Raw genomic sequence first — 21,078 nt, 5'->3', positions numbered from 1 at the left:
TTGCTGCTGGGGTGAGATAGGCGATCGCTCTTCCTTAACACGAATGGTACTGACTGGCAGGCTGGTGGGCAGTGCCCACCCTACCGTATATCAAGGGTTTCGGCGATCCCAAAATGCACGCTTTTCAGTGCCATTCTCCTTAACACTCTAATCCAACTTATCTCTAGACTTGAACAATGGGATTGAGAGGGGAAAGAGTCGAGGGCGCGATCGCCTCTGTACCAAAAATTATGCCACCCCTTCGGAAACACCCCCTTCCGATACTTGGTAGGCTATAAGCCACACTCGACAAAACCCAAACGAATGTCTGATCTATTCTTTCGCCATCCCCCCCAACCTCAACTCCTGCAACAGTTAGCCAAGGGACTTTTGCCACAAAATCACCATCTCACCCGGGCGGTGAGATTATGGGTTTGGCTGCGCTGGCTGTATGGGGATCAGGGATACACGGCTTTACCCGACAGCTTCACCTACGCCGATTGGCGTCAAGCCTTCTTCAGCCCAACGCACCAGGATGAGAAACAAAACGATATTCTCCAGCACCATGAACCCAACTGCGCCTGTACGAAAACCACCAGAGAATGGCTCAAAGAACTGAATATAGCCATTGATGAATGGCAAGAATCCTTACAACAACACCTCTCAATTTCTGATTATGACCTGGAAAACTTACTCCAAGAACGGCTATTTGCTCAAGTTCGCAAATCCCTTCAGAGTGACTTAAACTTACTGGTTGATCTCAACTGGCTGCAACGAGTCCCTTACTCAACCGGGAGAAGCAAGAACTACCGCCGTGTCCAAGTCTTGCCCATTTCTCAGCAACCAGAAAACCGAATCTCTGACAGTAACCTGACGCCTCAAGAGCAGGTTTATTTGGTGGAAACCTTAGAGATGATTAGTTTTCTCGACCCCGCTATCCCGTTGTTAACCGAGCAAATTTCTCCCCAACCCCAAAAAGATACTCATCGTGTTTTTTTGTACGTTGATTACTTAGTCCATGAGTCTACCCAAAAGCAAGATGAGGTCGATCAACTTCAGGGACAATTGCAGGAAATTTGGGACTCTGGAAAAATTTACCCCCTACTCATGACCTATCACAGCGCTCATTTGGGTTTAATCAAAGAATGCGTTATCTATCCTGTTTGCATCTATTATATGGAACGGGCAAAATATTTATGTGCCTATGGCAGCACTCCCAATAGCGAAATCAACTGGCACAATTATCGCCTTGACCGAATTTGCTCTGAGCGGTTGATGCCATTAAACTGGACTGATCCCCGCGTCCCCCAGTTGTTGCAGGAGAAATATGAGAAGAACCAACTGCCAACACCCACAACGGTTCACACAAAACTCAAACAAGCGTGGGGGTTTGATTTCTATAAACCATCGGCATTGATGGTACTGCGGTTCAACCAAAATTTTCACCAACACTATATCCGAGGCACGTTTCTACATCACACCTTTGCACCGATTGACTATCAGCAAGCCATCCGTTTAATCAAACAACATACGCCCAACCCCAAACACAAAAATACTCTGCTAGACATTCTTCAGCATCGCTCTCCCGATGATGGCTACTACCAAGCTCAATACCGGGTTAACGATTATCACGTCATCCGGCGCTTACGAGCTTTGGGTGCAGAGGTAGAAGTCTTGCTACCTTGGGAATTGCGAGAACGAATCGCTCTAGATCTCCAAGAGACTTGGAACTACTACAGCTATAAGGCTCTAGGGCTATAACACCATGAGTAGTCAACTAGCCAGCCAAATTACTGCTGGTTTTACTAAAATCGGACGCTGGATGTTTCACCTCATAAGCATTCAACTTATTATTCAGTTCTCGGATGCGGCGGGAGAGTAAGCGGATAATATTAATGGCAATTCCCGGGGTCTCATCAATGGCGTCATACAATTGCAGTTGAGTCAGCATCAGACATTCGCAAGTTTCCAGCGTCGTCACTGAAGCCGAACGCGGTTCAGCATCAAAGAGTGACATCTCGCCAAAACAAGCACCTTGTCTCAGATAAGCCAAGTCGCGATCGCCAATGTGAACCCGCACAGAACCGGATACCACAATATAGAGCGATCGCCCTTCTTCCCCTTGAGTGACAATCGTATGGTCACTGGGGAATGATAACTCATCCATAACCGAAGCAACGCGCACCAGAAAATCGTCCCGCAATTCCTGAAAAATGGGGACGCCCCTGACAAAAAGTAAACGCTCAACGCTGGTTAACATGGGATTAGCGGGTAGCTGCTGAGGATTGGTGCTAAGTATAGCTGAACCAAGCTCTAGTTTACTTTATCCCACATTGACGGATAATAAAGGATTTAAGAGAACTGAACACACCAATCTGCAAGATATCCCTGAAAATTAAGCCAATAACCCCTTAATAAACCCTTTCTTAACGACTGCTCCATCAGCTCACTAGACCAAATTCGTTACTCATCTGTTGAGCTACCGCCGCCACTAACCGATCGGAATCATGTTTGAGCATCGGTAGTAATTCGATACAAGAACGGGGCGATGCAGCTTTCAAATAAGTTAAAACCGCTTCCCGGACAAAACCCGTGGGATGACGCAGACAGACTAACGTCGCTTCCGGTGTCAAACTCAGATGAGCCGCCCGAGCCAAATGGAAACAACAAGCCAGTGTCCAATCCGAGAGAAAATGACGAAAATCAATCAATTGTCGCACGCGATCGCTGGGATTCATCGGTTGATAAGAAACTAGCTCCTGCAAACATTCCAGCTTTTCGCCAAAGGAACGGCGATCAAACAGAGCTAAAAATGCTTGCTTTTGGGGAATATCTATGGTATTATCCAGTATTTCCAGTCCCATAGCCATATTGGAGCGGGACTCCGATTCCAGATTAAAAGATGCCGCTTGAATCGCACCGACTGGATAAAGAAACTTCATCAGCAAAAAACAATTCTCCTGCAGATCCTTTTGCTGATCGTTTAACGCCCGCCGCAGCAAATCTGCCTCCTGTCCACTGATCAGTTCTGGCTTCAAATCCACCAGTGCGGCGTAAATCTGACCCAAAAACAGCAGTTCTTGCTCAATTAACGTCTCAATACCACTACGTCCCAACCGATCAAGTACCGCATCGATTCCTTGCTCATTGGGAATTTTCAGTAAGCTGCGGAGGATATTACGGCGGCTGATCCCCCAACTCGTCATTAACTGTTGCACCAAATGATTGAGGGCATCGGATGTGCCAATTTCAGCCAAAGCACTCCAAGCTTGTACCCGAACTAAATCAGGTTTATGGATATCTTCTGCCAACTCCAGCAGCAACGGAATCGCTTCATCACCCAGACGCACCAACGCCATGCGAGCAGCTTCACGAGTCGATTTGTAATACAGCCCCCGCACTAGTGACGGATAGAACTCGTCCAAATGGGTTGCCGCAATCACCTCTAATAAAGCGCAACGGACACGCAACGACTCATCTTTTAACAGATGGGGAATATAAACTCTCAAGGCTTGCAAATACTCTGCCTCTCCCAACGCTCGCGTTCCCATCACCCGTTCTCGTTCCCGTTTTGACATCACCATTCGCCGCAGGATATCTGTCGCTTCCGCTTTCTCTTGTGAGGTTCCCCGACGCAAGATAATCGCGGCGGCTGTGGCTCGCACCATAGGATCAACTGTCCCATGGAGATACGGTTTAATCGTATTAATATCCAATTCGGCTTGAGTCAGCCAAACATAGCGCAGCGCCAACGCCAAAACTTCTGGCGGCGGTTTTTGCTCAATCAAGACTTGCACATCCTGACAATAGGCTGGATTGGGATACTCCAACATCGTCTCTAGACTTTGACACTGGAGTGCAATTGAAAGGCGAGGCAAAAGGGGAGCCAGAACCTCACCCACATTTGTGGGGTCAATCTGGGATAACAGTTGAATGCAAGAGCGTTTATCGGCTTCAGTACCTGGTTGTTCCAGGGTTTCTATCACTGTTCGCTTGAATGCATTTAAGTCAACATCAGAAAACCCTAAGCGTCCTTGTTCAGCGCTATCAACCAGCAAGGTGACGTAACTTGATCGCATCGACCAAGCACTCAGCAACCAGATCAGGGAGAAAAATACAATGGCAAGAATAAACATACCACTCTGCCATTGCTGAATTTGTTCTTCCGGCTGTCCAGGAAATACATAATGCAACAGCCAGATCCCAGCGAGCATACTAATGCCCGTAATACCCGTGGTTATGGGTTCAGCAATCCCCTGAACCCTGGTTTGCAAGCTATTACGAATTCCTTCGGGTATCGGTTGAAACAGGAACGGTTCAATTCCGGCAATTAAGGTATAGCGCAGGAGTTCGTCAATAAACCGCAGGAAAATTAGACCGACAAAGAGTCCGGTTACAAATCCTGGGATGGTAATCACTGAACCCAATAGCTTAAGGATCACATCCAGCAAACCACTCAATGTGATTAATCCCATAATCGCTAACGATGCGGGTAGCATCATTGCGGCGACAAAAACTCCCAGACGTTCAACGGCGCGACTGGATAGGAACCACTGAGAGGTGAGTTCAAATATCCCGACAATCCCACTGAACAAACCCAAGAACCCCGCAATCTCTGAGGCTTCTAAATTTGCCTCTAATTGACCGAGATACTGGAACTCTACCAACAGATAGAGGGCTTCGCCGAGAATAAAAAAGGCAAATAACGGAACAATATAGCGTTGTAGATGTCCCGTGGTGCGGCGGACAACAAATTCCTGGCCATCCTCTTCCCAGTCCCGTGTGGGTAAGTTAGGAAAGGCTTGCTGGTAGCGTTGGGTTAAATAAAACAACGTGCCAGCACCAACTATCATCATCAACGCCGCCACCACGAGAACGTTTTGAATTGTGCCGACAACGAACAGCAGCAGGGGTAAAGAAAAGCCGGAGATCACATCGGCAACTAAAAGTCCCGACGAGACAATCGGATAGGTGCGCTTAATTTCCCGGATATTGAATAATTGATTCGCGGCAACTTGAGAGTTGAGATCGTTGAGAACTTCGACTGCATCCATCCACAGTCGCAACAGAAAAACGGTACCCAAGGCGATTAAACCGTTTAAATAGCCAATGCCTAGGGTCAACCGAAAGATCAACAAGGGTATGCCTGTCAGGAAAGCGACTGTGACTAAGACACCCCTCATGGGAACCCGCTCTTGTAACCAAGAGTATAAGACTCCTAGTCCAGAAACCATCACGGAGCTGGCAATATAAATCACGGGTAACCACCTCGCACCGTACTCATCCAAGAACAGTGCTGTCGCACTATACTCGAACCAAAGCAGCCCAACTGAGGTAGCGGTGTAGAAGGCGAACATCAAAAAGGTGCGCTCGCCTTCTTCCGGGCGAAGATTAACCCATTCTAGGATTCGCCGTACCCATTCATTTTGAATGCGAGTACGAGTTTGTAGTTTCATTTGGCAGTTTTTCCTTAGTCGTTAGTCCTGAGTCATTAGTATTGAGTCCATCGTGGCTAACCCATGACTAGTGACTAATGACCAATGAACCCAATTCTTATTTTTTGGGAGAGAGTAGCATCATCATATTACGACCTTCACGTTTGGGGGCTTGCTGAACTTCGGCAACGTCCTGCAAATCCATTGCCATGCGCTTGAGCAAGTCTTCGGCTAAGTTGGCGTGCTGAATTTCTCTCCCCCGAAAGGTAATCGTGGCTTTAACTTTGTCTCCTGATTTCAGAAAGCGCTCAGCCGCGTTAACACGCACCTGGTAGTCATGATCATCAATCTTATAGCGCATCTTGACTTCTTTAACGTCCGCCGTGTGTTGCTTCTTGCGAGCTTCTCGGGCTTTCTTCTCCTGTTCAAATTTGTATTTGCCGTAGTCCACGATGCGGCACACTGGCGGATCTGCCTTATCGCTAACCAATACCAGATCCAACTCTTTTTCCTCGGCGATGCGTAAAGCCTCTTGAGGAGCAATGATTCCTAGCTGTGTGCCATCTGTATCAATCGCACGAATCTTAGGATAACGGATTCGTTCGTTGATTTGGGGTAGATCGCGTTGGCGTCTTCTATCACTCACGGGCGTCTGCTTGAATTTCTAGTTGTTAAGGGTTTGATAAAAAGCAAGCTGATTTTACTTGCCATTCTACTGAGTCTGATCCGGTTTCTGTCCATCTTTTTAACTTAACTTCCAAAATGCCGGGGGATTGGAGAGAAACCCTTCTAGGAGGTGGAATACGTGAGACGTTTGTTAGTCCTCATTTTTCCTAGGCTATGGGGCATCGGCTGTAGAGAGTAGCATAGAGTAGCATCCAGAAACCACTACAATAATAGGTGAGGATTTGTAAACGTTTTTGAAGTTGAGGCAGGTTGTGAACCCATCCGTATCGTGGCAGCAACGAGTCGGTAGTCAGCGAGACTGGGTTTGGCAAGGTTGGCAGACTCGTTACACCTATATTCGTCCACCGCACTCTCACTCAAGACTGGCTCCTCCAGTCCTGCTGCTGCACGGATTTGGTACTTCAATCGGACATTGGCGTCACAACTTACCTGTACTGGGTCAACAGTACCCGGTTTATGCACTGGATCTGTTGGGGTTTGGCGGTTCGCGTAAAGCTTGGGCAACATATACGATTGACTTGTGGGTCAATCAAGTTTATGAATTCTGGCAAACCTTGATACAACACCCCATGGTGTTAGTGGGTAACTCGATCGGTTCACTGGTGGCTCTGAGCACTGCCGCAACTCACCCGGAGATGGTCAAGGGACTCATCTTGATTAATTTGCCGGATTTTTCCCTACGAGAAGAGGCACTTCCGGGTTGGCTGCGACCTGTTGTATCCACGGTTGAGGGTCTAGTCGCGTCTCCTGTGGTTCTCCAAAGTCTGTTTTATTTGCTGCGACGCCCATCAATTGTCCAGAAATGGGCAGGACTCGCCTATTACAACCCCAGCGCTATTGATGCAGAATTAGTGGAGATTCTCACGCAGCCTGCTCGCGATCGCGGGGCGGCGGCTACATTTAGTGCCTTGTTTAAAGCGATGACTTCTTCTAAATTTGGTCCTCCTATCAAATCAGTTTTGCCGACTTTGGATATTCCTTTGCTGTTAATTTGGGGACGTCAAGACCGGATGATCCCTCCCCAGTTAGCCCAACAGTTTGCCGATCTAAACCCTAATGTGAAGTTAATTGAGTTAGATCAGGCGGGTCATTGTCCTCACGATGAATGCCCAGAACAGGTAAATCGGATTCTACTCGACTGGTTAGCTGGGATTTAGGAAGTTTTGACCTTTCACTTCGCCCATAGAGCATAGCGCGTGAGTGAACTCCTAATACTGCTCGCAGCGAACTCTAATTTAACTTTTTCTCCCAGACGCGCCATGGCGCGTCTCTACATTGCTCCCCCTGCTTCCCCTGCTTCCCCAGCTCCCCCTACTCCTCTGGGTTAAGATCGAAGCGGAATGAGAAAAGTCTCCCGCTTTCCTTGAACTTATGAACAGCGCTGATTTTACAGATACCTTAGATTGGACACCTGAAGCTAAAGCGAAACTCAAAAAAATACCTTATTTTGTACGTACTCAAGCTCGACAACGGATTGAGCATTTAGCTCGTGAGGCTGATTTGGGTGTCGTTACCGTAGAAATTGTCGAGCAAGCTAGGGTTGAGTTTGGTCAATAGGAAGTGACTTGTAGTCGCTAGATGTCTCAACTATTATATAAGCTTGTATTGCAGTTACTCCCATGCCATTGATAATCCTGGTTGTAGATGACAACCTAGGTACTCGTCTTTCTGTGAGCGATTACCTGGAAATGTCAGGCTATTCAGTTGTAACGGCAGAGGATGGTCAAGAGGCTCTGTCTCTGATTGATAAGTATCATCCTCACTTAATCGTGACCGATATCAATATGCCGAAATTGAATGGCTATGAACTTGTGCAACAAGTTCGGAAACGACCAGCTTTCCGCTTGTTACCTGTGGTTTTTTTAACTGAGCGCAGTAGTACTGAGGAGCGGATTAAGGGTTATCAGTTGGGATGCGATCTGTATTTGCCCAAACCCTTTGAAATGAAGGAATTGAGTGCCGTAATTCGCAATTTGCTGGAACGTTCTCAGATGATGCAAGCCGAATTGCGATTCTCTTCCACTGAGATAGGACAATCACCCCCACCGACACAGATTCCGGAGGCTATGCCCAAATCCGAATCAACTCCCCGTGCGATCGCCTCCCTCGCTTCCTCATCCAATTTACTGCATCTGACTCAGCGGGAACAACAGGTGTTAGAATTACTGACCACAGGGTTATCGAATAGCGAAATTGGTAGCCAGCTACACCTGAGTCCTCGGACGATTGAAAAATACGTTAGCTCTCTCCTGAGAAAAACAGAAACTAGCAACCGAGCCGAAATTGTGCGTTTTGCCCTGGAAAATCATTTAGTGGATTGACTCAAAAGCTTTTTTGTGGTAGGAAAATTTATCCTGATTTACGATGGGAATCATTGAATTCTGTCAATCAGAAGACCACATTGCCCACTGACATAAGGCACAATAGTAGTAAGGGCTGGCTAGAGTTGCTAGCGATCAATTTGGAGGAATTGACACTTAGCAACTCTAAAGCTACAATACCGAATTCACACCGCTTTAGACTATGCTTCAGGACACTCGAACCATACGTTACTATCAGCAACTTACAGATGCTCTAGTTTTTATGTGGAACCGGGGATATCGCTTTGATGACCTACGGTTGTATATTGATGGCTATCTTGATGCTCTTCGACATAGTAACGCTATTGAAGTTTATTTAATTCATCGCTTGGAGGAAGATGCTGTTCGTTATCTGCGCGATCCCTCGAACTTTGAAGCCGTACCCTTACCAGAACCTGAAACTGATTACTATTAAAAATAAATAAGGTACTTAGGTGTGGGCGCAAGCCTTCATCCGTGGCAACTTAAGCCACGACGCTTACCAATTCTCGTTTCCAGCAATTCAAGGGAAGCAGAGCCTCAACAGAGGTATTCCCTTTTGAGATCTGGAAACGAGATCTTCCCGGCTCGCCCTGCTTTTCAGCATAGACTGAAAAAGCCTGCTTAAGCAGGCTTTTTGGTTTATTTGGTGCTAATTATCTTGAAACGTGTAAAATGTCAAGATGCCAGTGCTACTTCGACCATTTGCTGTAATTCGCCGTTCTGATAAAGCTCGATCATCACATCTGAGCCACCAATGAACTCGCCGTTGACGTAAACTTGCGGAATCGTGGGCCAGTTGGAATATTCCTTAATGCCTTGACGCACTTCCGGCTCATCAAGAACATTCACCGTTTCGTAGGAAACACCTAAGGTATTCAGGATTTGGACGACATTGTTGGAAAAACCGCATTGAGGCATCAGTTTGGTGCCTTTCATAAACACCACGATTTTCTCTTGGTTAACGAGCTGGTCAATCCGTTCTTTAACTGCTGGCGTCATAGCTTTGCTGAAATGTCTTGTGTAGTTTTATATGGGTCTAGTGTAGCGAGAGTTTATACAGCCTGACTGGTAGCTTGCCAAGATTCAGGGGTGTAGGTTTTCAGCGCTAGAGCGTGAATGGCTTCGCTTGCCATTGCTTGTTGGAGAGCGCCATAAACAAGCTGGTGCTGTTTGACCAAGCTTTTGCCTTCAAACTGGGAGGATACAACAATCGCTTGCAGATGATCACCGCCGCCCGTTAAGTCTTGCACCTGTACCTGAGCATCGGGAAGTTCTGCTTTGATCATTGCCTCAACTTGCTCTGGACTAATCATACCCACTCCATTATTCTTCAACTTGCCACTATTAATTTAACGTTCTGGAGTCACCGATGATGTCGGTTCACGATTGCCAGAGGGGGGAAAGGGAGAACCGACGAATCCCAATTCAAAAAGCTGTTGGTAGGCTTTTTTGCCCAAATCGCGGGTGGGATTCTGAGAGCGAATGATCTGAATCAGTAAGGGAACCGCCAATTCCGGTTGATTTTGGACGCGATGCACCAACGCCAATTGATAGGTGGCTTCATCCCGCATTTCTGCCGTTTGCAGCGCGTTTTGCCGATGCTCGTTGAAAATCCGGTTATCGATACCCGAGAAACTTTCAGCCAACTGCTGATAGAAATTCGATAATTGGTTAAAAACCTGACGCGCCTGCTGGAGTTTTTGAGCGGCTAACGTATAGTCTTGAGCTTCAACAGCTTGATTCGCCTCTGCCATTAAGCGCTCTCCCCCCTGTAAACTCAGAAGACTATCCTCCTGCGTTAAAGGTCGTAGATTACTCGGATCATCTGGCTCAAGCTGCATTTGGCTGACCTCTTCTGGAAGCGCAGCCGCTTGAGTTTGAGCGTGGGCGGGTAGTAAGAGCGCCACACTCGTCGTGAAGGGAAAGGCAACAAGGCAGGTAAAGCCAAGGCTATGAATCGTTCCAGAAGAGAGCATGTAAAAAATAGGGAAGGTATTTTAGAGACAAACACAGAAACCTTCGGGTATCTTACCATCGCCAGATGCGGCAAGGGGAGTCCCATTTCAATCGCCAGACTTGGGGGCAAGGAAATTGCCGTCCCTACTGAAATTGGCTGCAAGCCCACATTATAGCTTTAGGCTTTGGCAGTAGGTTCTGTGACAGTTAACCATCAGCGATCGCGGTGACTGGAGTACAAGGCAGTCCTCCCGTCTCAACCAGCTAGACTAAAAAAATACCCTGAAGGTTTCTTAAGCATTTTGGAGACTAGGATAAAAAATATTCATATAACTGATCTTGTATAATTGACGGTAGTCCATTCTAAACTATGATCCCGCATTCTGATTCTGTGCCAGACGATTCTCCTCAAACAACTCCGGTTCCCTCTGAAAGCCTGGGTCTAGTCCTGCAACGGGGCGGTGAAGAACTGGCATTACTCAAGGTGCGCGATCGCTTCACCCTTTGTCCCCAGAACCAAATCCCCGTAGAGCAACTCGAGCAAGTCTTCAGTGTCCAATATCAGCGCCAAATTCCTCACACCCAACTTGCTGAATTTACGGTTGACGCCGAACAACGGGATGAGGCGATGCAAGCCGCACGCGATCGCGAAGATGTTGCTTTTGCTAGTCATGTCTACCAGCTCAAGGACAATCCGGCTACCTTAGTTTACCTGGGCGATCAACTCACGATTCAATTTCACCCAGACACCGATGAAGCAACAATCTCAGCCCTTCAAGCTGAATTTGGCTTAGAATCTTTGCGATCGCTCGTCGGTATTCCCAACACCTTCGTCTTTCAACTCACCCCCAATTCCCCAGAGAATCCGCTAAAAATAGCCAATCGACTCATTAGACTCCCCGAAGTTTTAACCGCAGAACCCGATATCATAGTCCCCAAACAGCCGAGCTACCATCCCCAAGACCCCTTATACCCTCAACAGTGGTATCTAAACCACAGTGGCGGTTCAACCTTAGCCCCAGGTTCTCATATCGACGTAGAAAAAGCCTGGGATATTACCCGGGGAAATCGCTCCATTGTCGTTGCCATAGCTGATGATGCCATTGATGTCAACCATCCCGATTTTCAGGGCACCGGAAAAATTGTCGCGCCCAAAGACTTTAAAGACAAAGACTTCATTCCTCTACCCAGTGGTTCTGGTGAAAGTCATGGTACCGCTTGTGCTGGGATTGCGGTTGCCGAAGAAAATGGTCAGGGTATTGTCGGTGTAGCACCCGGATGTGCGCTGATGCCCATTCGCACCAGTGGATTTCTGGATGACACTAGCATTGAAGAATTATGTAAATGGGCAATTGAAAATGACGCCAGCGTTATTTCTTGTAGCTGGGGTGCCGCAACGGTTTACTTCCCCCTTTCCTTACGGCAACGGGCTGCCCTAACCCTCGCAGCGACTGAGGGACGAGGCGGGAAAGGCTGTGTAATCGTCTTTGCTGCTGGAAATGCTAATCGCCCAATCAATGGCACCATCTTTGAGCGCGGCTGGACGAGTGAATTACTGCGTGGACCGACAAACTGGCTCAGTGGTTTCGCCGTACATCCAGATGTGATTGCGGTTTCGGCTTGCACCAGCTTGAGCAAAAAAGCGGCATACAGTAACTGGGGAACCAATGTCTCCGTTTGCGCCCCCAGCAACAATGCTCCGCCAGGAATGTGGTTTGAAAAAACAGGTTTTATTGGCACGGCACCCAAAGTGAATGCCCCAACCCCAGGTAATGGTGTCTTTACCACCGACTTACTGGGAGCCTCGGGGTATGAAATCGGTGACTTTGTCGGCAGTTTTGGTGGCACATCGAGCGCCTGTCCAGTTGTCGCGGGTGTTGCGGCACTGATTCTCTCGGCTAATCCTGATCTGACGGCTAAACAAGTCAAACGTATCCTGCAAGATACAGCCGACAAAATTGTAGACCGTGATGCTGACCCCCAGCTTGGTATGCGATTGGGAACTTATGATACGAATGGGTATTCTCAATGGTTTGGCTATGGTAAGGTCAATGCTTTTAAAGCGGTACAAGCGGCTCAACAGCAACGAGTTCAAACTGCTAAGGTTGCCCAAATCCTCAAACGACGCAATGATCAAAACTTAGCTATTCCTGATGATAATCCCCGTGGTGTGACTAGCACGATTCAAATCACAGAATCTGCCCCAGTGCAAAACATTCAGGTGACGGTGGACATTGAACATGAGTTTTTGGGAGATTTAGAAGTGCAGTTGAAATCACCCAATGGTCAGACTGCGCTGCTACAAAGTCGTACATTGGGTGTTAACACTCAACTCCAATACACCTATTCTATAGACAATACTCCGGCGCTCAAGTCGTTGCTGAATCAGGATAGTGTTGGTATTTGGCAGTTGAGAGTCATTGATTATGCGCCGATGGATACAGGGAGACTTAAAAGCTGGGAATTAGTTATAGGAATCTAGATAAGGCATAAGTTATAAAAAGCAGGGTGGGGTAGCTTGTGCTACTGTTTTTCAGAAATTTTTTAGCCTAGAATTCAACCTAAATCGTCAGGATTCCCCATCCGAGAGAGCAAGTGAGCGTTTAGCTCACGATGCTTAGGATGGGGAGGAATGACGAGAGCAACGCAGGTACGGAGTTGCTCAAGCCACTGACTGAATTGGTGTTCTAGGAATTAGGGCATAGAAAAGCATCTACGTGAATAGTATTACTTTTGCCACGGTGATGTGGCTACTCAGCCGAATTGTCATTGCTATAGCTATGTTGGTGATTGCTCCCTTATTACCTGCGCCACCTGGGGGCATTCAACCGACGGTAAGTTGGGATGTCTTTTCCGCTTGGGATAGTGACCACTATCAAATGATAGCCACTTCAGGTTATGAATATGCTAATGATGGTCAGGGACATAATGTAGCATTCTTTCCTTTATTTCCCTTACTGGTTCGGGCGGTGATGAGTGGGGGATTGCCCTTTAATGTAGCCGGGACTGTTGTGAATAATCTGGCGTTTTGGGGTGCGCTAATCCTTCTGTGTGGTTGGGTTCAAGAGAGTCATGGGCAGAATGTTGCTCGCTGGACAACAGCGGTTTTAGCTTGGTGTCCTTTTTCTCTATTTGGCACGGTAATCTATACGGAGGGGCTATTTCTGTTGTGGAGTACGGCGGCTTTGCGATCGTTTGACCGTAAACACTATGGTTGGTCAGCTTTATGGGGAGCCTTAGCCAGTGCGACACGATTACCCGGAATTGCACTATCCCCAGCGTTTTTGCTAGTGGCTTGGCGAGAGAAAAGATCGGCTTTCGCCTACCTTCCTAGCTTAGCCACCGCCGGAGGAATGGGACTCTATAGCCTCTACTGCGGAATTCGTTTTGGGGACATGCTAGCCTTTTTAAAGGTGCAACAGGCATGGCAACCTGAACAAGCTTTTTATGGACAGGGCTGGTTGAAGATGCTGGTGCAAATTTCAGCAGGGACAGCCAACTGGAATCGGGGTTGGATTCAAGATCCGTGGCATCCCTTGCTTTTTGTGGCGATTTGTGCATTTGGTTATTTAGTGTGGCGATCGCAAAGTGATCTCACACGGCGAGGCACTCTTCAACCCCCGCGAAAGCGATCTCGTCTGCAACGGCTGTGTGTGGAGCAAGGGTATGGCTTTTACAGCCTCTTCATTCTCCTGTGGCTTTTAGCTGGAGATCCGCTAATTAATATGATTATGGTTTGGGGAGGTGGCTATTTACTCGTGGGAGAGCGAACAAAGCTTAGACCTGTTGCCGTCACCTATGGATTTTGCAGCTTAGCCGTGATTTTAAGCCCAGGTCGCACCATTTCTGCTGAACGCCATGCCTATGGCATTGTATCAATCGCGATAGCCTTAGGTCTGCTGCTGGCGCGTTATCCGCGATGGGGATGGGCAACACTCCTATTTTTCACTGTAGTGTTGGTCAGCTTCGCCGTGCGATTTGCCCAGCATCTCTGGGTTGCTTAGGTTGTAGATTAGGGAGAATGTCAGCAGGGTAGTGGATAAATGGTGTTATTATAATCAGCGAGGTTTATATTCGGCTGTATCGTTTGTTTTGATTTACGGACAGGCATGTCTCCGAATCATAAGTCTCTACATTCATTGGTTTTGGAGATACTCTATGTCAATTTACATTGGTAACCTGTCTTATGATGCTACAGAGGAAGACATTACCAGTATTTTTGCTGAATACGGCACGGTGAAGCGGGTTCAGTTACCCACGGATCGAGAAACAGGTCGGATGCGGGGCTTTGGTTTTGTGGAAATGGAATCAGAAGCTGAAGAATCTGCTGCTATTGATGCTCTAGATGGCGCTGAATGGATGGGTCGGGATTTGAAAGTCAATAAAGCTAAACCTCGTGAACCTCGGGGTCAAGGCGGTGGTGGTCGTCGCGGCGGCGGCAATCGCGATGGATTCTCTCGACGCTACTAAAACCCAATAATGCGGATGTAATCAGCCCATTAATGGCGGCGTTTCTCTACGTCTCCTAAAAGCTGCACTATCAAGTGAAATCAGCTTTTTGTGCTGGTTTCACTTGATTCATTCCGGCTAGGTGTGGTCAGGCATCAAGCAATAAACTCAAGCTGAGGAGGAAATAAAATGGCACAGGTAACTGTCGGTGAACATGAAGGGATTGAGTCAGCCCTCCGCCGATTTAAACAAGCTGTCTCCAAAGCGGGAATTTTTCCCGACATGAAGAAACATCGTCACTTTGAAACGCCGATTCAAAAACGGAAGCGCAAAGCCATTGCTAGGCATAAGCAACTGCGGCGGCTTTCTCGCTATCGCAAAAAACGTTTTTAAGTGTTCACTCTTGTGCAGTAATCATGACTCCTGAAGCTATACGCACGGTTTCTCAGCTAAGGCAAGAGTTTTATTATCAATTTGCCGCAAAGATGAACGTGCCAGTGAAGATTACAACCCGCAATCCATCAACGGGTAATTTGCCAATGGCATCTTGGATCGATGATCGGCAACGCATGAATTATCTGTGTGTTTATGTTCACACAGCTCCTGATGAATTACTCCCGGAACGCCCCTTTATTTTGCGAGTGTCTATTAATAAAGGGGCAGGTATCGTTCAATCGAGGCTGTGGGGACGGGATTGTCGAGGAATTAATCAAAGCTGGCACTTTGACCTAACGCTATTACCTGAGGAAATTTTAGACTTTTGTACTTGGATTGTTAACTTAATTAAATCTCATCGGCAAACTGGTGTTCTAGGTGTCCCTGAACCTCCTCATCCGTTTGATTTCAAACTATCTAATAGCCAAATACTCGTTAATGAGGCTTGGACTCAGAAAGCTCGGCAGGAAATTAGCTGAATTGGGGGGAAGCCCCACGCCCTACTGCTCCGGAGACGTGGGATGAATCGCGAGTCAACCCCAATTATAAAATCGACCAATTACTCAAGGGAACGGGGATCGGGCAATAGGAAAAGTGCAGGTATGGTAAGGGGATTCAGGAGAGAATAAGGTGGACAAAGAGCATATATCTGCCGAAGCGAGGGCAATACGCGATCGCTTATTTGGATGGGATAGTCCCACCCAAGCGCAACTCGAAGAGATTGGCACTGTTGAGTACCTGTGGGGACGGCTGCTAGATACTATACTAGAGACTTGTCCAGATAACCGGGAACGCGATCAGGCAATTGTTCAGCTAGAGAGTGTGCGAGAATGGACGCGAAAGTCAATTATCCGAGGAGCGGAAAGTAGGAATCGTTGATACTGGTGTGTATCTATCTGCAACGATGTAGCCATTGGTGTTTATTAAGTAGCCACACGTTATCTTCTATGCCAACAACGACTGACTTTCTCACGTATACCCAATGGATAGGCATTCTCACCCTAGTCTGCGGAGTTCTTAGCATCCTAGGTTTTATCTTTAAATGGGGCATCCGATTTCGGCTGGTGGGGATTACTGGCTTTATGGGGGTTCTCACAGGCGGCTTATTTGCGCTGAGTATTGTCCCGTTTACCCGTACAGTGGTTCCTGGTGCTGTGCCTTTTTCCTTAGTCTACGACAACGGAGGCAACCAAGCCGTCATCGCTTTACCCACAACAATCAACGAATCTCAACTAGAAGCCAGTCTGCGCCAAGCCGCCAGTGATTTGTATTCTTATGGGCGTTTGGGTGGAGAAACTAACCAACTGACTATTCGCGCCCGCACCGTGATCCACCCAGAACCCGGTATATCTAAACCCCTAGTTGTAGGTAAAATCAGCCGCTCGCTGGCTAAGCGTGATGATGAACAGATGACGATCAATATTTACAAAGAACGCTTGGCTCAATTACCAGACACCTCCACCTGACTTTTCAGGGGAAGTCTTGAAACCGAGTTGCTAGGGGAGATAGGGGAGATGAGGTAAGATAAAAATTCAATTAGCTGAATCCTCTGCTAAAAATGACTAACCCTGCTCCTCCCTCATTGCTGTCGCTCACAGTTGCCCCAGCGCAGGTGTTGCGCGGTGTCCCGGCATTAGCACAATCTGGAGAGGCGATCGCGTCTTTGGGTCATCGTCCCCTGATTGTCGGTGGGAATCATACCTTGGCGACGTTATCACCACAGCTAGAACCCATCTTGAAACAGCCGCCGTTAAACTGTGCTACGGCATCCTATAGTCCGGATTGCAGTGAAGTATCCCTCGCATCCCTGCAAGAAGCAGTTACCCGCCATCAAGCCGACTTAATTATCGGTGTGGGTGGTGGCAAAGCCTTGGACACGGCTAAACTCTTAGCCCATCAGTGCCAACTTCCAGTTGTCACAATTCCCACCTCTGCCGCCACCTGTGCCGCTTGGACGGCGCTTTCCAATATTTACTCGAACGAGGGAGCTTTCCTGTACGATGTGAGTCTGAATCGTTGCCCAGATTTGCTCATCCTGGATTATAGCTTGATTGAAACAGCCCCCCAACGTACCTTAGTGGCAGGAATTGGAGACGCCTTAGCCAAATGGTATGAAGCATCCGTGAGTAGTGCTCATTCGGATCAAACCTTAATTATTGCAGCGGTACAACAGGCGAGGGTGCTACGGGATATCCTATTTCAAAAGTCAGCAGACGCCCTAAAAACACCAGGGAGTGAGGTTTGGCGAGAGGTGGTTGATGCCACAGTCTTGCTCGCGGGTGTAATTGGTGGTTTAGGTGGGGCGCAGTGTCGTACTGTGGCGGCTCATGCTGTGCATAATGGTTTAACCCATATTAGAGGCTCTCACAGTGCCTTACATGGGGAGAAAGTCGCCTATGGAATTTTGGTGCAATTGCGCTTAGAAGAAATGGTGCAAGGGAATCAACTCGCCGCCTCAGCAAGGCAACAGTTATTGAAGTTTTATCGCGAAATCGGTTTACCCCAAACCCTGGATGATTTGGGTTTAGGAAATATCACTTTGGCACAGTTGCGCCAGGGGGCGGATATTGCTTGCCAGCCTAATTCTGATATCCACAGATTACCCTTTGATGTGACACCCGAACAGCTTATGGCAGCGATGGTATCTACAACTACGCCTGTAGATAAAAATTGCAGTCCAGTTTTATCCGCAGCGATGAATGATAAACAAGACTAATGAGGAATGGGGTGTGTCATCGTTCCAAAAACTTGCTCAATCTATATCATACTTTAATCCATTACAATCCTGGAATTTCTGACAACTTACCCTCGACTTCTTCAACAGAAAACCCAGTCATTTCTTGCCATTCTTCCACAGTGAAATCATAACCCCGTTCTTTTGCCATTTGGATAAAGGCGTCTACGTTGGGGGCGGCTCTGAGTTCCTCTTTTAAAGAGGGGTTCGCTTGAGCATCTCGAAACAGCTTCGCCACTTGCTCCTTCGCCATTTCTAGTAACTCCTAATTTGACTAAATAATGCTACACTAGCAGACTTCGGATTCTAGGAAAAGCAAATTTTGTTAAATTTATCAACGCTTTGGGAAACGACCAATTATATTGACACCGTGGCTATGGCAGGATAGCAGTACACCTGGTAACAAGGCTTGGCAGGAGCAGCAGTTATGGTTAAGGGTAACCCAAAAGGGTTTCTGGGACGCTTATTTCAACAATTTCGCAGCGTTGAAGGAAGTCGGATTTTCCATCGCTTCAAGACGATCCCAGGTCGCTTTCGAGCAATCCTGATCAGGTTCGTCCCAGCGCGTTTACTCTGGTTAGTGCCGTTTCTGCAAGATGAACTGAAGCAGCGTGCGCCGAGTCTAGATGAACTCAAAGATCGCATGGCGGGTAAAGGGAAGCCCGGTGAAGGATTAGAAGCCGAAGCAGAAGGCGGCGTGGTTACAGAAGTCGTCGTTCCGCCCGGAGTGAAGTCCCTCTATCCGGAGTACCGCTGTGTGCGAGGAAATCCATTTTACTGTGAATGGGTGCAACAAACCCTGCTCGAACAACCCGGTGCCAACTATTGTCGCCAATGTGGATTTCTTACCCTGTTACCGCCAGAAACGAAAATTCGGGGAATTCGGGGAACCTATCAAATTGAACGCTTCCTCAAAAATCGGGGTCGAGGTCGTCTTTATCAAGCCTTGCAACTCCCCACTCGCCAACCTGTGGTCATCAAGGAATACGTTTTACCCGATCGCTATTTTAATCTCCAAGAAAGCCAGTTACGCAAAGAAGCCTTTGTCAATCTCGCTGGCGTCACTTTAGCTGATGGGCGGGTGCAAGACTTTCGCCTCGTCTCCCCTTGGGACGCGATCGCAGATCCACGTTTTGAACGCTGCTATTTGGTCAGCCAAGGGGTTTTAGATACCTATCCTACCCTAGCCAGTTACTTGGCGCAAACTGGGGCAATGACCAGTTATCAGGTGCGACAGATCCTGGAACAAGTTCTGCAAAGTTTGGAATTTCTCCATGGACAAAAATTTCGTCTCCCTTCGGGTTTAGTTCAACAAGGACTCACGGATGGCAATATTAGTTTAGATAGCTTGCTAATTGTTCCCAGTTTCCAAGGCTTTTTTATCTATTTGTGTGACCTACTCTTGTGGGAAGGACGATTTGATCCGCCATTACTTGAACGTCCTTTGTTATTCCCCAAAAAGGATTTACAAGACTTGGGGTATGTAGCATTTTACCTTTTAAACGGTGGCACCCATGATCCGGTGACGCTGCAACCCTTCAATCCCCGGATTACAAAGCATTGGCCCCTCATTCAACCCGCGTTCAAAGACTATATTTTATCCCTAATTGGCATTGGTACCTCATCCTTTGAAACCGCAGAAATTGCTCGCCGCGCTTTATTACACTTGCCCCCCGAACCGCAAATTATCCCCCCTTTCTCCCAACCGGAAGTAGAAGCAGAGGTCAAGAAAAAGAAATGGCGGTTTTGGCGTCCTCGGTTATTCTGGCTGCTTTTGGCGCTGCTGTTGTTGGGACTGTTGATCTGGTGGCTATTGGGGAGAAATCAACCCCAAACCACGATGGAAACTGAACCATTTCCCTGCTGTATTGAACAGGTGTCAGGGATTCCGACGGGAACATTTACCTATACGGCGGAAGAAGACGGGGCGTGGGATTATATTCTGGAGCAACCCAATTTAATTGCCAAGGATACCACCTTGGCGAGTGAATTGTATCAGCGTCAACCAAAATTAGAATTAAACTATCAATCCGTCCCCACTTGGACAGACGCCATCGCACAGGTTCGGTCCGAAGAAGCGGAGTTTGCGATCGCGACTCCCCTGAATCGGTTAGGATTTGATTTAGACGCAGAACAAGTCGCTCATGATGGCTTAGTTGTCTTTGTCGCCTTCAGTTATGCTCAACGGGAAAACAGTTTACCCGCCGCCTTAAATGGGCAAATTAGCTTTGAGCAATTACGCCAACTCTACACAAGAGAGATTACCAATTGGCAAGAATTAGGTGGACCGGATCTCCCTGTTCAACTTTATGTTCCCCTCAGTGATCAGGCAATTCAACTGTTTAAGCAGCGTGTTTTACAAGAGAATACCAATACTGATAATATTGCCAAATTTGAAGCCCTCCTGCAACAAACTAACCAACCGAGTCGCTCATTTGCCAACTTAGGTCGTCCCCCGATTATCCGCACCCAAACCTTTGAGACATTGCGACAAGTAATTGGAGATTTTGAACAGAGAAATATTGGCGCGATCGGATTTGATTCCCTGAGTAAAGTGTTAGGACAATGTTCGGTCTATCCCTTGGCTATCGTTGACGGAGAAAAGCCGGGAATTTCACCCTTGGTACAAGATAACCAGCAACCAATTACCCCAAACACTGACTTATGTAATTCTAAAGGCAGTTATGGAGCTAATGTTGAGGCATTGATTAGTCAAACCTATTCCTTAGCTTATCCCTTAGCCGTTATTTATCCCAGAGATAATAGCCGTCCCCCCATTGGGAGAAAGTTTGCTGAAATTCTCAGAACTGAACAGGCGCAATGTTTATTGTCTAAAACCGGATTAGTCCCACTGCGACCCTATCTGGATTCTACCTACTGTACCCAAGAATTAGAAAGCACTGAACCTGATAACGGATGATTCACAAATTGACAATGGATAATGAACAATGGATAATGACCTCTCCTTAAAAGAAGAGGATTGAAATTAAGGAAAATCTTTTTTAATTTCTTCGTAAACGAAGAGGTCTTAGACCCAATTAATCAATTATCAATTATCAAT

Annotated in this window: 21 protein-coding genes; 14 read left to right on the top strand and 7 right to left on the bottom strand. The window is 47.3% G+C overall.

Annotated features, from left to right (window positions below):
• Positions 1–303: 303 nt before the first annotated feature.
• Positions 304–1,740 (top strand): TIGR03985 family CRISPR-associated protein, encoded by a 1,437-nt coding sequence (locus RIM23_RS09225; RefSeq protein ID WP_446366389.1) that lies wholly within the window; start codon positions 304–306, stop codon positions 1,738–1,740.
• Between the two features lie 16 nt (positions 1,741–1,756).
• Here the strand turns inward: RIM23_RS09225 and RIM23_RS09220 are convergent, their stop codons facing one another.
• From RIM23_RS09220 to infC, 3 genes are all read right to left on the bottom strand, one after another.
• Positions 1,757–2,239, bottom strand: a complete 483-nt coding sequence (locus tag RIM23_RS09220) for a Crp/Fnr family transcriptional regulator (protein WP_446366387.1) — start codon at positions 2,237–2,239, stop codon at positions 1,757–1,759.
• 181 nt (positions 2,240–2,420) lie between these two features.
• Positions 2,421–5,435: a HEAT repeat domain-containing protein gene (locus RIM23_RS09215; RefSeq protein ID WP_446366385.1), complete on the bottom strand. Its 3,015-nt coding sequence runs from the start codon at positions 5,433–5,435 to the stop codon at positions 2,421–2,423.
• 97 nt (positions 5,436–5,532) lie between these two features.
• Positions 5,533–6,060, bottom strand: coding sequence for a translation initiation factor IF-3 (gene infC / locus RIM23_RS09210; protein WP_446355682.1), 528 nt, complete (start codon positions 6,058–6,060; stop codon positions 5,533–5,535).
• 292 nt (positions 6,061–6,352) lie between these two features.
• Here infC and RIM23_RS09205 point away from each other — a divergent pair, with 292 nt between their 5' ends.
• The 4 genes from RIM23_RS09205 to RIM23_RS09190 all read left to right on the top strand — a co-directional run bounded on the left by RIM23_RS09205 (position 6,353) and on the right by RIM23_RS09190 (position 8,876).
• Positions 6,353–7,258, top strand: coding sequence for an alpha/beta fold hydrolase (locus RIM23_RS09205; RefSeq protein ID WP_446366383.1), 906 nt, complete (start codon positions 6,353–6,355; stop codon positions 7,256–7,258).
• Positions 7,259–7,472: 214 nt separating this feature from the next.
• Entirely contained in the window at positions 7,473–7,658 is a 186-nt protein-coding gene (locus RIM23_RS09200) for a PCP reductase family protein (protein ID WP_446337241.1), read from the top strand.
• 62 nt (positions 7,659–7,720) lie between these two features.
• The gene (locus tag RIM23_RS09195; protein ID WP_446366381.1) at positions 7,721–8,422 is read left to right on the top strand and encodes a response regulator transcription factor; all 702 of its coding nucleotides are present in this window, start codon (positions 7,721–7,723) and stop codon (positions 8,420–8,422) included.
• A 202-nt stretch (positions 8,423–8,624) separates the two neighbouring features.
• Entirely contained in the window at positions 8,625–8,876 is a 252-nt protein-coding gene (locus RIM23_RS09190) for a DUF6761 family protein (protein ID WP_446337243.1), read from the top strand.
• 242 nt (positions 8,877–9,118) lie between these two features.
• Here RIM23_RS09190 and grxD read toward each other — a convergent pair whose 3' ends face one another.
• The 3 genes from grxD to RIM23_RS09175 are packed head-to-tail and all read right to left on the bottom strand — an operon-like array spanning position 9,119 to position 10,419.
• Positions 9,119–9,442 (bottom strand): Grx4 family monothiol glutaredoxin, encoded by a 324-nt coding sequence (gene grxD, locus RIM23_RS09185; protein ID WP_446366379.1) that lies wholly within the window; start codon positions 9,440–9,442, stop codon positions 9,119–9,121.
• Positions 9,443–9,495: 53 nt separating this feature from the next.
• Positions 9,496–9,756 (bottom strand): BolA family protein, encoded by a 261-nt coding sequence (locus RIM23_RS09180; protein WP_446337256.1) that lies wholly within the window; start codon positions 9,754–9,756, stop codon positions 9,496–9,498.
• Positions 9,757–9,792: 36 nt separating this feature from the next.
• Positions 9,793–10,419 carry a hypothetical protein gene (locus RIM23_RS09175; RefSeq protein WP_446366377.1) on the bottom strand — a complete coding sequence of 209 codons (627 nt, stop codon included), beginning with the start codon at positions 10,417–10,419 and terminating at the stop codon, positions 9,793–9,795.
• A gap of 350 nt (positions 10,420–10,769) precedes the next feature.
• Here RIM23_RS09175 and RIM23_RS09170 point away from each other — a divergent pair, with 350 nt between their 5' ends.
• The 8 genes from RIM23_RS09170 to RIM23_RS09135 all read left to right on the top strand — a co-directional run bounded on the left by RIM23_RS09170 (position 10,770) and on the right by RIM23_RS09135 (position 17,999).
• Entirely contained in the window at positions 10,770–12,881 is a 2,112-nt protein-coding gene (locus tag RIM23_RS09170; RefSeq protein WP_446366375.1) for a S8 family serine peptidase, read from the top strand.
• Between the two features lie 235 nt (positions 12,882–13,116).
• Positions 13,117–14,403 (top strand): mannosyltransferase family protein, encoded by a 1,287-nt coding sequence (locus tag RIM23_RS09165; protein ID WP_446366373.1) that lies wholly within the window; start codon positions 13,117–13,119, stop codon positions 14,401–14,403.
• 154 nt (positions 14,404–14,557) lie between these two features.
• Complete coding sequence (locus RIM23_RS09160) at positions 14,558–14,869, top strand: RNA recognition motif domain-containing protein (RefSeq protein ID WP_446337248.1); 312 nt, start codon at positions 14,558–14,560, stop codon at positions 14,867–14,869.
• Between the two features lie 168 nt (positions 14,870–15,037).
• Positions 15,038–15,241: a 30S ribosomal protein S21 gene (gene rpsU / locus RIM23_RS09155; RefSeq protein WP_006099092.1), complete on the top strand. Its 204-nt coding sequence runs from the start codon at positions 15,038–15,040 to the stop codon at positions 15,239–15,241.
• 23 nt (positions 15,242–15,264) lie between these two features.
• Complete coding sequence (locus RIM23_RS09150; RefSeq protein ID WP_446366371.1) at positions 15,265–15,762, top strand: hypothetical protein; 498 nt, start codon at positions 15,265–15,267, stop codon at positions 15,760–15,762.
• Between the two features lie 151 nt (positions 15,763–15,913).
• Positions 15,914–16,162 carry a hypothetical protein gene (locus RIM23_RS09145; RefSeq protein WP_446337250.1) on the top strand — a complete coding sequence of 83 codons (249 nt, stop codon included), beginning with the start codon at positions 15,914–15,916 and terminating at the stop codon, positions 16,160–16,162.
• Positions 16,163–16,230: 68 nt separating this feature from the next.
• Positions 16,231–16,749 carry a DUF2518 family protein gene (locus RIM23_RS09140; protein ID WP_446361667.1) on the top strand — a complete coding sequence of 173 codons (519 nt, stop codon included), beginning with the start codon at positions 16,231–16,233 and terminating at the stop codon, positions 16,747–16,749.
• 92 nt (positions 16,750–16,841) lie between these two features.
• On the top strand, positions 16,842–17,999 hold the full coding sequence (locus tag RIM23_RS09135) for an iron-containing alcohol dehydrogenase (protein WP_446366369.1): 1,158 nt from the start codon (positions 16,842–16,844) through the stop codon (positions 17,997–17,999).
• Between the two features lie 61 nt (positions 18,000–18,060).
• On the opposite strand, the gene RIM23_RS09130 is transcribed toward RIM23_RS09135, so the two are convergent.
• Positions 18,061–18,270: a Nif11-like leader peptide family natural product precursor gene (locus RIM23_RS09130; RefSeq protein ID WP_446361663.1), complete on the bottom strand. Its 210-nt coding sequence runs from the start codon at positions 18,268–18,270 to the stop codon at positions 18,061–18,063.
• 174 nt (positions 18,271–18,444) lie between these two features.
• Here RIM23_RS09130 and RIM23_RS09125 point away from each other — a divergent pair, with 174 nt between their 5' ends.
• On the top strand, positions 18,445–20,937 hold the full coding sequence (locus RIM23_RS09125; RefSeq protein WP_446366367.1) for a substrate-binding domain-containing protein: 2,493 nt from the start codon (positions 18,445–18,447) through the stop codon (positions 20,935–20,937).
• Positions 20,938–21,078: the final 141 nt, after the last annotated feature.

The sequence above is a fragment of the Coleofasciculus sp. G3-WIS-01 genome, assembly GCF_040223135.1.
Classification (GTDB): Bacteria; Cyanobacteriota; Cyanobacteriia; order Cyanobacteriales; family Coleofasciculaceae; genus Coleofasciculus.
This window is presented reverse-complemented; position numbering and strand designations above follow the sequence as displayed.